General features: G+C 44.9%; 7 protein-coding genes. 4 read left to right on the plus strand and 3 right to left on the minus strand.

Annotated features, from left to right (window positions below):
• Positions 1–104: 104 nt before the first annotated feature.
• The 3 genes from F3J22_RS07690 (at position 105) to F3J22_RS07700 (ending at position 5,662) form a co-directional block, all read left to right on the plus strand.
• Positions 105–311, plus strand: coding sequence for a hypothetical protein (locus tag F3J22_RS07690; protein ID WP_167015878.1), 207 nt, complete (start codon positions 105–107; stop codon positions 309–311).
• A 753-nt stretch (positions 312–1,064) separates the two neighbouring features.
• Positions 1,065–4,187, plus strand: coding sequence for a SusC/RagA family TonB-linked outer membrane protein (locus tag F3J22_RS07695; RefSeq protein ID WP_167015880.1), 3,123 nt, complete (start codon positions 1,065–1,067; stop codon positions 4,185–4,187).
• Between the two features lie 11 nt (positions 4,188–4,198).
• Entirely contained in the window at positions 4,199–5,662 is a 1,464-nt protein-coding gene (locus tag F3J22_RS07700; protein ID WP_167015882.1) for a RagB/SusD family nutrient uptake outer membrane protein, read from the plus strand.
• 168 nt (positions 5,663–5,830) lie between these two features.
• On the opposite strand, the gene F3J22_RS07705 is transcribed toward F3J22_RS07700, so the two are convergent.
• The 3 genes from F3J22_RS07705 to F3J22_RS07715 all read right to left on the minus strand — a co-directional run bounded on the left by F3J22_RS07705 (position 5,831) and on the right by F3J22_RS07715 (position 12,591).
• Positions 5,831–6,040 carry a heavy-metal-associated domain-containing protein gene (locus F3J22_RS07705; protein WP_167015884.1) on the minus strand — a complete coding sequence of 70 codons (210 nt, stop codon included), beginning with the start codon at positions 6,038–6,040 and terminating at the stop codon, positions 5,831–5,833.
• Between the two features lie 47 nt (positions 6,041–6,087).
• The gene (locus F3J22_RS07710) at positions 6,088–8,313 is read right to left on the minus strand and encodes a heavy metal translocating P-type ATPase (RefSeq protein ID WP_167015886.1); all 2,226 of its coding nucleotides are present in this window, start codon (positions 8,311–8,313) and stop codon (positions 6,088–6,090) included.
• Positions 8,314–8,559: 246 nt separating this feature from the next.
• On the minus strand, positions 8,560–12,591 hold the full coding sequence (locus F3J22_RS07715; protein WP_167015888.1) for a two-component regulator propeller domain-containing protein: 4,032 nt from the start codon (positions 12,589–12,591) through the stop codon (positions 8,560–8,562).
• Between the two features lie 236 nt (positions 12,592–12,827).
• Here F3J22_RS07715 and F3J22_RS07720 point away from each other — a divergent pair, with 236 nt between their 5' ends.
• Positions 12,828–16,055, plus strand: a complete 3,228-nt coding sequence (locus F3J22_RS07720) for a TonB-dependent receptor (RefSeq protein WP_167015890.1) — start codon at positions 12,828–12,830, stop codon at positions 16,053–16,055.
• The last annotated feature ends 24 nt before the right edge of the window (positions 16,056–16,079 follow it).

The following is a 16,079-nucleotide window of genomic DNA, read 5'->3' on the forward strand; positions in this document are numbered from 1 at the left end:
TTCTGATTTAATAAGATTCACTTTTTTGTTATAAATTGTAAGAAAATCGGTGAAATCGACACGTTAAGCAGAAAACCACCTTTATTGTTACTATTTGAATTCCTATGTCCAGAAAATACTCCTTATTACTGCCGTTATTCTTTCTGTTGTTTTTTATAACGGCAGCAGCTTACTATTTCTCCCCACAACAACGATTACGCCGGCAGGCGCGTATCTGGAAGATGAGAACGGAAGAAGCGGCAAGAGAAAAGGCCAGGAAAAATGCAGATTCTACCCAACTCCCTTATTCCAAAATACCGAACAAAAAGTAATACTTTTCTGCAGATATCAGCCAACTGTTAAATTCTTCCGAAATTTTTTTCGTTCTTTATAATGTATATTAGTATGATTATTAATAATTTAACAGGCTGTTGTCTAAATTGTACTGCATTATTACGGCAGACACAGTTAAGAAATAAAATATTTTACTATTTTTAGAGAAGTTTGCTTTGAGTAGTTTTTACAGCGAAATGATAGAAGTTCCACAGCTTTTATCACAAAAGACCAAAATCTGTTACCGATAAGTATTGTAGCCTGGTAATGAATTAACAATAATGCCGACTTAATTGCTTTCCTACAGGATGTTTCCGCCGGTATCTGTTTTTCACTACTGATAATTAATCAACACCAATAGAAACAATCTTGCCACGCGAGAAATCACAGCGATGTTGTTATGTAGTTTTTGTTTTAGTCAGAATAGGAAAATGTAGCGTTTTGCTTTTTACCTTAACCAAGATCGAATGAGAAGAAGAAAATCCTTACCAGATTATTGTAAGTATCATTACTGTATAGACTTTACTATGCCAATTATTCAGGAGACTGAACTGTAATTTTATTCACTACATGTTTACACTGTATTAATGCGACCTGTTCGTACTGGCAGTGCCATGTCCGGAATATACTTGTATTCATCTCCCGACTATTTATTTTTTCAAACCAAAATCTGAATCAGACAAACATTTAGCAAGAAAACAATCAGTCAACTTTATTAATCAGTCATTTATCACAACCAAAATCTGAACTACATGAGGAAACTATTACTCGTGGTGGCCAGCATGCTATTGCTAGCATCTTCGCTATTGGCCCAAACTAACAGGACTGTTTCGGGTCGCATTGTGGACGACGCCGGCGCCCCATTACTCGGGGTAACTGTTAGTTATCCAGGTGGCAAAACTGGTACTGTTACTAATACAAAAGGTGAATTTACCTTAGTACTTCCTGAATCGGCAAAACAAATCAAGGTATCTATGGTGGGTTATGAAACCAAGCTGATACCGGTTGCCGGCCAGAATGCATTTAACATCTCACTGGCTACAGATGCCAAATCAATTTCTGAAGTAGTGGTAGTAGGTTATGGTACCCAGCGTAAAGCAGAGGTAACCGGTAACATTGCTTCCATTAAAGGAAATGCGGTAGCAGAATTACCTATCCAGAGCTTTGAAGCAGGCCTTGGTGGCCGTGCAGCAGGTGTACAGATCACCGTGCCTAACGGTGTGGTAAACAACCCACCGGTATTCCGTATCCGTGGTGTGAACTCTCTTTCACTGAGTGCTTATCCATTGATCATCATTGATGGTATTGCTACTTTTACCGGTGATCAGGGTTCTACCAACGCTCCACTGAACCCGCTGGCAAGTATTAATCCTGCAGATATTGCCTCTATAGAAATCGCGAAAGATGCTGCTGCTACTGCGATCTATGGTAGCCGCGCTGCCAATGGTGTGGTATTCATCACCACCAAAAAAGGAAAATTAGGCAAAACGAAATTTTCCTACGATGGCTGGACTGGATGGTCTACACCAAACCGTATGCCTAAACTGTTAAATGCTGAACAGTATATCGCAATAAAAAATGAAGGTATCCTGAACAGAAACCCTGCAGCTACGAATCTGTATGCACTCAACAAAGACGCAAACGGTAATCCTATCAATACCAACTGGCAGGATGTGGTTTATCGTAAACAGGCTTTCTCCCAGAGTCACAGCTTCAACGCTTCTGGCGCTACTGAAGGTACCAGCTACTATTTATCCGGTGGTTATACCAGACAGGAAGGTATCCTTAAAAGGAATGCTTTCAACCGTAAAAATTTCCTGTTCAACCTGGACCAGAAAGTAGGAAAGATCTTATCTGTTGGCGTAAAAGGATCTTACAGCAATGAGCTGAGTGAGATCTCCGGTTCTTCAGGCTCCCTGGAAGGTGAGGCTTTCAACTCCGGTGGTCTGGCAAGGTTGGCATTCCTGACTTCTCCGATTGCATCACCATTTAATAACGATGGTTCCTATAACCTGGCTTCAAACGGTTATGTTGCTAACACTGGAAATCCAAGCCTGCAGGTAGGTTTATACAATCCGCAGGTATTGCTGGATAAAGATAAATCCAATACAGAATCCAATCACATACAGTCATCTGCATATGCACAGCTGAAACCATTTGAATGGCTGACGTTGAAAACTATGTACGGTATCGACTACCTGCTGATGGATAATAACATCTACCGTAACCCTAAAAGTGGTGATGGTGTGAGCTTAAAAGGTGAGGCTATCAGTGTTTCTTCCAACTATAAAAGATGGGTATGGACCAACACTGCACAGTTAGCACATTCCTTTGGCAACCATAACCTGAACCTCCTCCTGGGTATGGAGCAACAGCGTGATACCCGCCAGCGTTACGGTCTGGACAGACAATTCCAGGCAGATGATTATTTCAATACCACACAAGGTGGATGGCTGATCGATAATTCCAGCGGTATCCTTTCCAGAGATAACTATCTGTTATCTGGATTCGGTCGTCTGAACTATAACTACAAAGAGAAATATTTCCTGAGTGGTAACCTCCGTCAGGACCAATACTCCGCCTTCGCGATGGACAAAAAGAAAGGTAATTTCTATGGCTTCTCCGGCGGATGGGAAGTAGCAAAAGAAAATTTCTGGGCAGAAGGTGCACTGGGTAAAGTTTTCAGCAACTTCAAAGTAAGAGCCAGCTATGGTAAAGTAGGTAACTTTGCCGGCCTTGGCGACTACGACTTCATGTTCCTGTATCATCCTTCTCTGTATGGTGGTAATAAGGCTATGTACTTCAGCCAGTCAGGTAACTCGCAGCTTACCTGGGAAGAAAGTAAGAAAACAGATGTGGGTATCAACTTTGGTATTCTTAAAAACCGTATCAATTTTGAATTTGCCTATTACTACAATAACATTGATGGGCTGATCCTCTATCTGACACAAGCACCTTCTGCAGGCTTACCAACATCAGTGCCATATAACTCCGGTTCTATGTACAACAAAGGTCTGGAAGCCAGCGTAAACGCAGTGGTACTGGATAAAGGTGCATTCACCTGGACATCTAACTTCAATATTACCTACAATAAAAACCAGATTACTTCACTTGCAGATGGTATGAATGAAGTACCATTTACTACAGCTTCTCTTGAGCAAACATCTATCAATAAAGTAGGTATGCCTGCGAGTATGATTTATGTTGTAAGAAATGCCGGCGTAGATCCTGCAACAGGACAGCGTATGCTGCTCAATGCTGCCGGTGAAACGGTTCGTTATGATCCGGTAGCTGCTGCTTACTATTATATGGATGGCAAACCTGCTGCTGCAGTGAATGTAAAATCAGCTGTGCCTTTCGCCAATACTAACCCTAAATTCATCGGTGGTTTTGAAAATACTTTCCGTTACAAAGGTTTTGAACTGAACGTATTACTGACCTACCAGACAGGCTTCTATGTTTACTATGGCTCCAATGCAGGTCTGAGAGATCAGCGTTTCTGGAACAATACAACTGATGTACTGCGCAGATGGCAGAAAGCTAATGATATCACCGACATCCCACGTCTGGTATCCAACGATAACGTATCTAACGGTAGCTCCTATGCAATTTCTGCGAACGTATTCAAAGGAGACTTCCTGAAACTTCGTACAGTAGGCCTGAGCTATAACATCCCTTCTGAAGTTGCTAAACTGGCGCATCTTTCCGGTGTGAGAGTATATGCCAACGCACAAAATCTGGGTATCTGGACTAAATATCCTGGTCCTGATCCGGAAGTATCTTCCAACGGTAACAATGCCTCCGGTCAGGGTATCGACCGTAACACACTGGCCAACGGACGTACTTTTACTCTGGGTTTAAATGTTAATTTCTAAACCGAATGAAGATGAAAAAAATCAGCGTATATACATTAGCATTAGGAGCGGCCATAATGATGGCATCATGCCAGAAATCATTGCTGAATCCTAAACCACAGTCGGACCTGGATGCAGGCCTCGTTTTTGATACACCGGACCGTATTGCCAGTCAGAATAATGGTTTATACACCATGCTCAAAAACGGTAAATTCCTGGGCGGAAAATTCCAGATTGCCAACGAAGTACGTGGAGAAGATTTTAGCAATGAGCTCTCTAACTCCGTTACGCTGGCACTTTCCTGGAGAAGGAACGTGGGTAACGAGACCCAGGAAGTAAAAGAAATCTGGGCACAGGGATATCTTTCCATCAACAATGCGAACCTGTTCATCGATGGTATGAATGCACAGGGTAACAAAGTGGTGGGCGACTCTTTAGGTAAAATTTATGTCGGCGAAGCAAAATTCGTACGTGCGATTTCCTACTTCTCCCTGCTGCAGTTGTATGCCCGCCCATTCTGGGATGGCGCCGGCGGAAAACCGGGGCTGATACTCTACCTGGAAGGACATAAAGAAAAAGGTAATTATGCCAAAGCCAGAAGCACCGTTGCTGAAATCTATACCCAGATCCTGAAAGACCTGGACGAAGCAGAAGCTGTATTGCCAAAATCTACTGCCGGTACAGTAAAGGCTATCACGCATGCCAACTATTACAGTGTAGTAGCATTGAAAACGCGTGTTTACCTCTACATGGGTAAATATGATAAGGTGATTACCGAAGCACAGAAAATCGTAACAGGTACCACCACATTCAGCTCTCCTGGCGGCCACTCACTGAATACAGAGATCGCCAAAGTATTTGCACCGCCATATACTACCACAGAATCAATGTTCTCTTTGCCATTCACCGGAACCACAGGAGATTTTCCTGGTACGCAAACACAGCTGGGGTACTATTTTGCGCCTTCTTCGCTGCCATATGCAGGTAATGGTGAATATTCACTGATATCTACCGGTGTTATTTCCGATTCTTCCTGGAAAACAGCCACAGATGCACGCAGGAAATTCCTGTTTGCCGTAGGTAGTAAATATTTCCTGGTTAAATATCCTACTCCAAATCCTTATACCGACTGGGCGCCGGTTATCCGTTATTCTGAAATATTGCTGAACTATGCGGAAGCGTTGGTGAAACAGAATAACACCGTAGATCCGACAGCGTTAGCATTACTGAATGCAGTACGACACAGAGCAGATCCTACTGTGACCTTTACTGCTGCCGGTTTTGCAACACCTACCGCCCTGGTAAATGCGATCTGGAATGAGAAACATATTGAATTACTGGGTGAAGGATTCAGAGGTATGGAGGTTACAAGAACACAACAAAATTTTGTGGCCAGAGGTGGTGTTGTTCAAACACTCACCACTGATACAAAGTATATCTGGCCTATATCTTCTGATGAGCTGGTGTATAACAAACTTTGTGTTGATAACCAGTAATGAATTTGTTTCCTCTTTGTAGCGACGTGGCATTATTTAATGCTGGTCTTTTTCATAAGCAATAATGGAGTCCCTCCCTCTACGGGAGGGACATTTTTTTACATATTAAAAGGTCGCCCCTACTGAGTAGAGACGACCTTTTCTTCTTCATTATACTATTTAGCTGTCTTAGATTTTTTCAGCGGAGAAGCCTGCTTTTTTTACTATTGCCACTACTTCTTCTGCGGTAACACCGTTGGTTTCAACGGTCAGTACTTTGGAAGGATTGGCAGTGTCCACGTTCCATGTTTCTACGCCGGTAGCCTGATTCAGATGAGGTGTTACACCTGCTACACAACCACTGCAATTGATATTCGTTTTGAATTTGTAAGTTTCCATATTGATTAATTTATAATTGGATTAATAAAAATTATATAAAGATTTGTTTAAAGTTTGCTCCATTTAAGGCGGAGGCTATTGGCTACCACAGATACAGAACTCAGTGCCATGGCAGCTCCGGCGATCATCGGATTCAGCAGGAATCCGTTTACGGGATACAATATGCCAGCGGCCAGCGGAATACCGATCAGGTTGTAGATGAAGGCCCAGAAGAGGTTTTGACGTATAAGCTTCACCGTTTGCCTGGATAATTTAATTGCCTTAGGTATCATCAGCAGATCAGAAGAGATCAGCGTCATGCGGGCAACATCCATCGCGATGTCTGTACCCTTACCCATTGCGATACTAACATCAGCCTGTGCCAGTGCGTGGCTGTCATTGATACCGTCGCCGGCCATTGCTACTACATTGCCTTTCTGTTGCAGGGCCTGCACAAAGGCGGCTTTATCTGCCGGGAGTACGTTTGCTTTATAATGGGTGATACCGGTTTTTTCTGCGACTATTTTTGCGGTTTGTTCATTGTCGCCGGTAAGCATGTATACGGTTACACCCATATCTTCCAGCTTTTTAACCGCAGCTGCGGACGTGTCTTTGATCTGGTCGGCGATGGCTACTGCTGCCAGTGCTTCTCTTTCATCTGCAAACCATATTACGGTGGCGGCATCAGCTAACCAGCTTTCTGACTGTGCTTCCAGTGCTGCGCTTACTTTTATGCCCAGACTACTGATATAATTTCTGCTGCCGGCAAAGTATTTTTTACCACTGTAAACGGCTTCCACACCTTTACCGGTTACACTGTTGAAGTGGTCGGGTTGCATGGTTTCATCTACCTGTAAATATTTTACAACAGCAGTTGCCAGCGGGTGTTCAGATTGCTGTTCGATGCTGTAAAGCAGTCGTGCAGCGCGTTCTGTATCGATGCCATCTTTCCATTTTATACCGGTTACTTCCGGTTTTCCGGCGGTGATGGTACCGGTTTTATCAAGTACTACTGCATTGATTTTATGAGCAAGTTCCAGGCTTTCTGCATCTTTGATCAGCATACCATTTTCGGCTCCTTTTCCCACACCCACCATGATGGCGGTAGGCGTTGCCAAGCCTAAGGCACATGGGCAGGCGATTACCAGCACTGTTACCATGGCCAGCATACCTTGCGTGAAGCCATTGTCGCCACCGAAGATCAGCCAGACGATCAAAGTCAGTATAGCCAGTGCCGTTACAACGGGAACGAATATACCGGCGATTTTATCTACCAGTTTCTGTACCGGTGCTTTACTTCCCTGTGCTTCCTGCACCATTTTAATGATCTGGGCCAGCATGGTATCGCCGCCTACTTTTACGGCTTTGAAGCGTAAAACACCTTTCTGGTTAATGGTTCCTGCAAAAACCTCCGCGTTGTTCTCTTTCAGTACCGGCAAAGGTTCGCCGGATATCATGCTTTCATCTACATAAGAACTTCCGGCAGTAACAGTACCATCTACAGGGATTTTCTCGCCTGGTTTTACCAGTAAGAGATCGCCCACTTTTACCTGTGCCAGCAGCACTTCTGCGGTATCGCCATTCTCCTGGATGAGCGTAACCGTTTTAGGTTGGAGTCCTATTAACTTTTTGATGGCAGAAGAGGTGTTGGATTTCGCTCTTTCTTCCAGGAGGCGTCCCAGGAGGATGAATGTGATTACCACTGCGGCAGCCTCGAAGTATACGTGTGCGTGTAATCCGCGGCTATGCCAGAATTCCGGGAAGAGCGTGTTAAAAACGCTGAATATATAGGCGATACTGGTACTTAATGCTACCAGCGTATCCATGTTCGCGGTTCTGTGTTTTGCCTGGCGCCATGCGTTTACATAGAACTGGCGTCCGAAAACCAGTACTACCGGAGTTGCCAGCGCCCACATGATATAGTTGGCATAAGGCATGTTCATATATATCATACCAATGATTACCAGTGGTACAGAGAATATGATGGACCAGATGGCCTTTTTACGCAGTGATTCAAATTTATTGCGGTGAAGATCTTCGAGTGCTGCGGCAGCTTCTTCTGTATCTTCGGTTACGAGGTCATAGCCTATTGATTGAATAGCGGCTTTTAAGCCATCAGGACCCACTACCCATGGTTGATATTCTACTGTAGCGCTGGCATTTGCGAAGTTTACACCAACATGTACTACGCCAGGTGTTGCACTCAGCATAGATTCAGCACTAACGGCGCAGGATGCGCAACTCAGGCCGGTGATGGGAAATGTCTTTTTTATGATTTGTTCCTGTGTTTCCATATGATTCAAATTGATAGATCAAAGGTCGGACAGAAACAGGGGGGAGTTGTTACACAATCATGGATATGATTTATATAATTATTGATTATTGTAGATAATTATGTTATGTGTAAATAGTCGTTAGATAGGCTATGGTAGGGTGTTTGTGTTTGCCCCATTATCAAAAAACTGACGCCTTCGGCATCAGTTTTTTGATAATGGGGGTTGCCGCCCCCTTCCGGGGACGGCAACCCCCAGACCCCATTATTATTCGTTGATGGACTGCTTCAGGTATTCCGTAGGGTTGATGCCGAAGAATTTCTTGAACTCTTTACTGAAGTACTTCCGGTCGTTGTAACCTACGGAGTACGCCACTTCAGAGATATTCATGTCTTTATCTTTCAGTAGTACGCAGGCTTTTCGTAGCCGCTGAATCTTTATAAACTCATGAATAGACAACCCGGTAACAGCATATATCTTCTTATATAATACCGGCGCACTCATGGCAAATTCCTTTGTAAGCGCCTGTACGCCCAGCTCCGCGTCTGAAATGTTTTCATCTACGTGGCTGGTCAGTTTTTCCAGGAAGCGCTGGTCTGTTTCACTGAGTTCGGAGGTAACAGGAATTTCCGCGTCGGGAGTTGATGCTTCCATCATTGCCGGTGTGGTATTATTAAGATAATGTGCCGCTATTTTATGTTGAATCTGCTCCTGGTTACGGATTAGATTACGCACATGTAATAACAATATACGTGCGTTGAATGGTTTGGAGAGATAGATGTCTGCCCCCTGATCTAGCCCATAGATCTGGTCATCTGTAGCGGTTTTTGCTGTTAGTAAGATGATAGGAATATGAGAGGTAAGCGTATCTGATTTCAATAGCTTGCAGAATTTGAAGCCATTCATTCCTGGCATCATGACGTCGCTGATGATGATATCGGGGAGCGTTTCCCTGGCTATTACCAGCCCTGACTCAGCATTGGAGGCGATGGTTACCTGGTAAAAAGGGGGCAGGATACCTTTGATGAGTGATTGTATCAGCTGGTTGTCTTCCACTACCAGTATGGTTTTACGGATTTCATCCTGGATTTCCTCCTGATCGGTAGAATGGTTGATTTCAGGTTGTACCAGTATCTGAGGGGTGATTCCCGGGCCGCCGGCCTTGCCATCGAAGTGAACGTGTTCTCCTTTGAGGTGTTCGGTTCCTTGCAGCAGCACAATATTGAAAACAGTAGAATATCCGCTGATTTTATCGGCAAGAAACAGGCTGCCATTGTGTAATTCCACGATTTTCCGGGAGAGTGCCAGCCCGATGCCATAGCCTGTGTTCTGGCGGGTATGGTCGTTTATCTGGTAATAGTTTTCGAAGATCTTATCTTTATAATTATCATCTATACCAAACCCGTTATCTGCAATTTCTACGCGTACCTGTTCCTCATCTGCATATAACTTAATAGCTATAATACCGCCATCAGGTGTGAATTTGAAGGCATTGCTTATTAAATTAAAACAGACTTTTTCCAGCTGGTGTTTATCGAAATACAGCGGCGTGTCCTTTGGGAGGGGAGTAAATGTCAGTCTGATATTGCGGCTTTCAGCCACAGGCAGAAAGGCTTTGTAGATTTCCTGCATGAAGCCATTCACTTCATAGGTGGCGATGTGCAGGTGCATAAAACCTCTTTCCAGCTTCCGGAAATCCATTAATTCATTCACCAGCTGCATAAGTCGGGAGGCATTGGCTTCCACCTGGTGGAGGGTTGCCTTGTTGGCTGGCGGCATCTCTTTCTGTGCCAGGAGGTTGCTGACAGGCGCCACTATCAGCGTCAGATGGGTCCTGATTTCATGAGAAATGTTGGTAAAGAAATCCAGTTTCTGCTGATGCAGATGCTCTTCTTTTTTGAGGATCAGCTGCAGGAAGATATAGCGGATGGTGCTGAATATAAATGCACAAATAAGGAGTGCGTAAAAAGTATATGCCCACCAGGTACGCCATAGCGGCGGTAATACGGTGATGTATAAACGCTTTTCCGCACTTGCGATGTTGTCGTTATTGATACCTTTTACAGTGAAGATATAGTCGCCCGCAGGCAGATTAATATATGCTGCTGTGGGAATATGTGTTGTTCTGGGGTTTTTGTCAAAGCCTTCCAGCTGGTAGACATATTGATTTTTTTCAGATTTTATATAATTCAGTAATGCGAATTGCAGACTGAAAGACGCCTGTTTGCTGTCCAGGGTAATATGATCCGTATGATTGAGGTCTGTCAATAGCTGTGCCGGCGGGTTATTGGCGGCGGAATCCAGCATGGTGATACCGGTAAACATCAGGGGGCTGATGGTGGTATTGATTTTCAGGTCTGCCGGGTAGAAGTAGGTGAGTCCGTCGTTGCCGCCGAAGAAGATACGGCCGTCGTTATCGGTGATGACAGAGTTGTAGTTAAACTGATTGCTGGCGAGGCCGTCGCTGGCGAGGTAGTGGTGAATAGCATTATCCGGCGTGAGCATGAAGAGGCCGTTTTCGGTACTCAGCCAGAGATTTTTACTGTTATCGGTGCTGATGCTTAGTATGCTGATGTCCAGAGATTTGATATTGCTTTTCAGCAGTCGCCGGGTTTGCAGGTCATAGGTATAGAGGCCTGCTTTGGTGCCCAGCCATATGATTTCGTCAGACTGTGACAGGATGCAATTGATGGCGAGACCGCTGAACAGCTGTCTGGCCTGGTTATTCTCTATCAGGTACAGGCCATCTTGTGTGCCCGCGAGGTGTTGGGTGGCATTGAGCTGGAACAGTGCATTGGCAGAGACATTGATCAGCTGCAGGAAGTTTTTGGTTTCGAATTCGTTACTACCTTTTGTGATAGCGAATACGCCATGTTTACCCGCCACAAGCAGTTTGCCGTTGCTGGTTTCGGAGATTGCGTAGATTTCGTTGGCCTTTTCTGTTTGCAGATCTTTATAAAGAGAATAATGGGAGAAGGTGTTACGGGCGGCATTGAGCATATTGAGTCCGCCGCTGTGGGTACCTATCCATAATTGATTTTCTTTGTCGAGGTAGATACATTTCAGCAGGTCGGAGCTGACACTGTTGGCAGCGGGGCTGTTGCGGTATACCTTATATTGTAATGTTTGCGGATTGAACTGGAGGAGGCCATTCCCTTCCGTGCATATCCAGAGGTCCCCATTTTTATCTTTAGCCATGCCGCTGATGACCGGGTTGCCGATGCCTGGGTACATTTCCATGCCTGGCCATGTATTGAAAGCGGTATGATCGCCATCAGAAACACTGACACCGCCGAAATAGGAGCCTATCCAGTAGCTGCCATCAGTATCGAGGTAGAGGCTCCAGAGGGAATTTTTCTGAATGCTTTGCGGGTTTTTGGCGAAGTGCTGGCAGGCTGTGATGGAATTATCGGCGGCATTGAAGAGGAGGAGTCCGTTTTGTGTAGCTGCCAGTATTTTGTTCCTGGTGCTGTCTACGATTATTCTTCTGATATGGTCACTGACAACGGTGGGGTTGTTGGCCGTGGAGAAGGAACGGGTAATGTCGCCGTTGCTGTTACATAGCAGTATACCATTGTTCAGTGTGCCTACATAGAAGGTACCGTTTGGGTGTTCGGCGATGGCTGTTGCTGTAATTTCGTTGCTGCCGTCGCCTGCGTGTTGTTGTATTTTTTTAATATGAATTGCTGCGTTACTGATATCGAGTATGACGATGCCACCATTGCAGGCTACCCAGAGGTCTCCATTTCTGGCGGGGTATATATCATATATTATTAAGCGGTCTTTGTTGGTGAGTATGCCGTCGAGGTTTACTTTTTCGAAGGTTCCGCGGGAGGGTAAAAACTTAAATAGTCCGTCTTTAGTGCCTATCCACAGGAGGTTTCGGCTTTCTGCTATACTGGTGATGCAGTTGGCGTTATCCCATTTTGGGGTAACGGGGTAGTATGATGCAAACGTTTGCGTTACCTTATCAAATTTATTGAGTCCCTGGCCGGTGCCTACCCAGAGCTGGTTATTATGATCACATAAAAGAGACAGGATATAGCCGTGCGATAATCCTTTTTTATCGCGGCTGTTGAATACTTTCATATTATTCCCATCGTACCTGTTGAGGCCACTTTGTGTGCCGAACCAGATAAATCCTTCTTTATCCTGGGTAATGGCCAGCACGGAATTCTGGCTAAGACCATTCTCCGTATTGATATGATGAAACTTCAGGTTGCGCAGTTGCGCCCTGGAACACAGCGGTAGTAAAAGGAGTAAAACCACTGCTAATTTGGTGGAGAAATTGATGTTCACTGCTGTTTTGGCTGATAGGTTTAAGAAAGAACCCCTATTTAGATTCATTTATGCCCCTCTATGATAGCACCAAATATACAAATTTGTAGATAAGAATGAATGCTTGTAAAACCAGCGTTGAACAAAACCACGTCAACCAACTCTAATTATTTATCTCTAAAATTTCCACAATGTATTTTCAAAAAAGAAATTGTGAGCTGCAGCACAGGAAGGAGAAAAAACATCTCCTTAATGCTATGCGGTTGATGTTATTCGTATTTGTGTTTTCCCCGTTAATGTTATTTGCACAAACGAAAAACATCCAGGGAACAGTGAAAGATTCCACGGGTACGCCAATTCCGGGCGTAAGTTTCCACATTAAAGGAGGCAAGCCAATCGGTATTACAGATGGTACCGGTAATTTCAAGGCGGTGGTGCCGGATGGCGCTATCCTTGTCTTTTCGGGTATGTCGTTCGATAATACAGAACTCCAGGTGGGGGCAGCATCTTCCTATAATGTATTACTGCGTTCAAAAGAAACAGGTTTGAATGAAGTAGTAGTGGTAGGTTATGGTGTACAGAAAAAAGTTAATATGACTGGTTCGGTAGCCTCCATCGGCTCCAAACAGCTGGATGCGCGCCCGGTGACCAACGTATCTTCGGCGCTGGGTGGACTTGCGGCCGGTGTAAGTGTGGTACAGGGCAGCGGTCAGCCGGGCCTGGACGGTGCTACTATCCGTGTAAGAGGTACAGGTACGCTCAATAACGCCAGTGCCCTGGTAGTGATTGATGGCGTCATCGGTACGATGGATGCGGTAAACCCATCGGATATTGCGTCTATCTCTATCCTGAAAGATGCGGCTGCTGCTTCTATCTATGGTGCACAGGCCGCAAATGGTGTAATTCTCATTACTACCAAAAAAGGAACAAAAGGAAAGCCGCAGTTTAATTATACCGGTATTTTCTCCCAGGCAACCCCCAACAACAAACCTAAATTCGTGACGGACTACGTGCGTCATATGGAACTGTTTAACGAAGGCGCTACCAACATCGGCCAGGCTGCCCCTTATCAGCAATCCAATATCGACCTGTGGAAAGCCGCCAAACAGGACCCTAACAAACTCAATGACTTTGGTATTCCTAACTATGTGGTATATCCTAATACCGATTGGGGTAAAACCATTTTCGAAAATAACCTGATCCAGAATCATAACTTCCAGGTAACCGGTGGTAGTGATAATGTATTGTATAACCTTTCTGCCCGTTACCTCGGTAACCCCGGCGTTATGCATAATACCGGTATCAAACGCTATGAAATGCGCGCCAACGTGGAAGTAAAAGCTACTGACTTTTTAACCCTGGGAACGCAAACGTTTGCATCAGTGCAGAACCGGGACAAGGGAAATGTGGGCAATCTCTTCAACTTCCTCCGTCAGACTACACCAGGATTGTACCCTATGTACGACGGTAAACTCGGCGCACCTACTTCCTCCGACGAATCTGCCGGCCTGAATAACCTGCTCGGCTACCTCTACGGCACCGGCGGTACCACCCAGGAATCCAGGATAAGCAGCACGCTGTATTCCAATATCCATTTCCTGAAACATTTCACGGTAGAAAGCCGCTTCAACTACCAGGTAAGAGGCACGGATTCTACCGATTATACTATCCCGCTCGACCGCTGGAACTTTGCTACCAATACCATTGCTGCTCCTGCAGCCTTGCCAATAAACCTGTCTACCGGACAGGGAGAGAGTAAAGATTACAGCTATTCTATGGATCAGATCCTCCGCTACAGCAACCAGTGGAGAGATCATAGTCTGAATGCCATGGTAGGGTACAATGAATATTACTACAAGTATTTCAACTTCGGGGCTACCATGACCGGCTTGCTGGATGCTACCATTACCAACATCGGTACCGGAACAACCATGTCGTCTATCGGTGGTACTGCATTTGATCGCTCTATGCGTTCTTTCTTTGGTAGATTGAACTATATCTACAGAGATAAATATATGTTCGAAGCCAACATGCGCAGGGATGCTTCTTCCCGCTTCGGCGCCAACAACAGGTGGGGTAACTTCCCTTCCTTCTCCGCAGGCTGGCGTATATCCGAAGAACAGTTTGCCAAACAGTTCTCGCATCTCTTCCAGGATGTTAAGCTGAGAGCTTCCTGGGGTAAGCTCGGAAATGATGCTGCAGGCGTTTACGACTGGCAGGCTACCTATGGTCGTAGCTCCTATTCCTATGGCGGCAACCAGACCTCAGCCATGGCACAATATAAAATTGCCAACCCTGACCTCCGCTGGGAAAGCACCGCACAAACAGATATCGGTTTAGATTTCAGCACCTTCGACAGACATCTCTCTGTAGAGCTGGATCTCTATAACCGTCAGACAAGTGGTATCCTCACAACAGTTCCATTACCACTGACTGCAGGAAGCGTAGTTGCTCCAACGGTAAACGGCCCGAGTGTAAATAACAGAGGTATTGAAATTAGCCTGAACTGGCAGGGAGGTAAAGGTGATTTCCGCTATTCTATCGGCGGTAACTTCTCTTACAACCGTAATCAGATCACACAATACAAAGGCGCATTGGTTGAAGGCTGGAGTACCGTAAACGGCAACAAAGTATATAACAGCAACATTGGCGCTGTTGCATCCAGTGCCAGCGCGGTTAATCCGAACGTAGAAGAACATATGATCGGTGAATATTATCTGCGTCAGCTGTACCACGGTAATGGCTCCTATAAAAATGCAGATGGTACCGTAAATATCAATGGTGGTCCTACCTCCGGTATGATCAGAACCGCTGCAGATTTACAATGGGTGAAAGATATGCAGGCAGCCGGTTATACCTTCTCGCCTGTAAATGCTACCGGTAAATCACAGTTGTATTATGGTGATTTCATCTTTGCTGACCTCAACGGTGATGGAGTTTATGGCAACAGCTACGACAGGAAATTTACCGGCACCAACAAAGATCCTAAGTTCATTTTTGGTTTCAATACCAACCTGGCTTATAAAAACTTTGACCTGTCTATGTCCATACAAGGTGCGATGGGACTGCAATTCTACTGGAACGCAGAAGGTTACGACAACTCCATCGTACGTACTGGTAATGGCATCGCACAACGTATTGCGGATGACCACTATTATTTTAACGACGCAAACCCAAGCGATCCGAGAAATAATATCAATGGTCATTTCCCTCGTCTGAAATTCAATGGTGACGCGATTAACAATACCCCAAGTGTATTCTGGTTATACAATGCCAATTATGTAAAACTGAAAAATATTCAGATAGGCTATACCCTGCCTGCTGATGTGATGAAGCGTGTACACCTGCATAACTGCCGTGTATTCCTTTCCGGTGAAAACCTGCTGACCATTACCAAATGGGAAGGTATCGATCCTGAGCTGGGCCAGGATATTGGGTATCCTACCATGAAGCAGGTAGCTGTAGGTATTACCCTTGGTTTATAATTTTTCAGATAAAAAGAATAATAA

This window comes from Chitinophaga sp. Cy-1792 (genome assembly GCF_011752935.1).
GTDB lineage: Bacteria > Bacteroidota > Bacteroidia > Chitinophagales > Chitinophagaceae > Chitinophaga.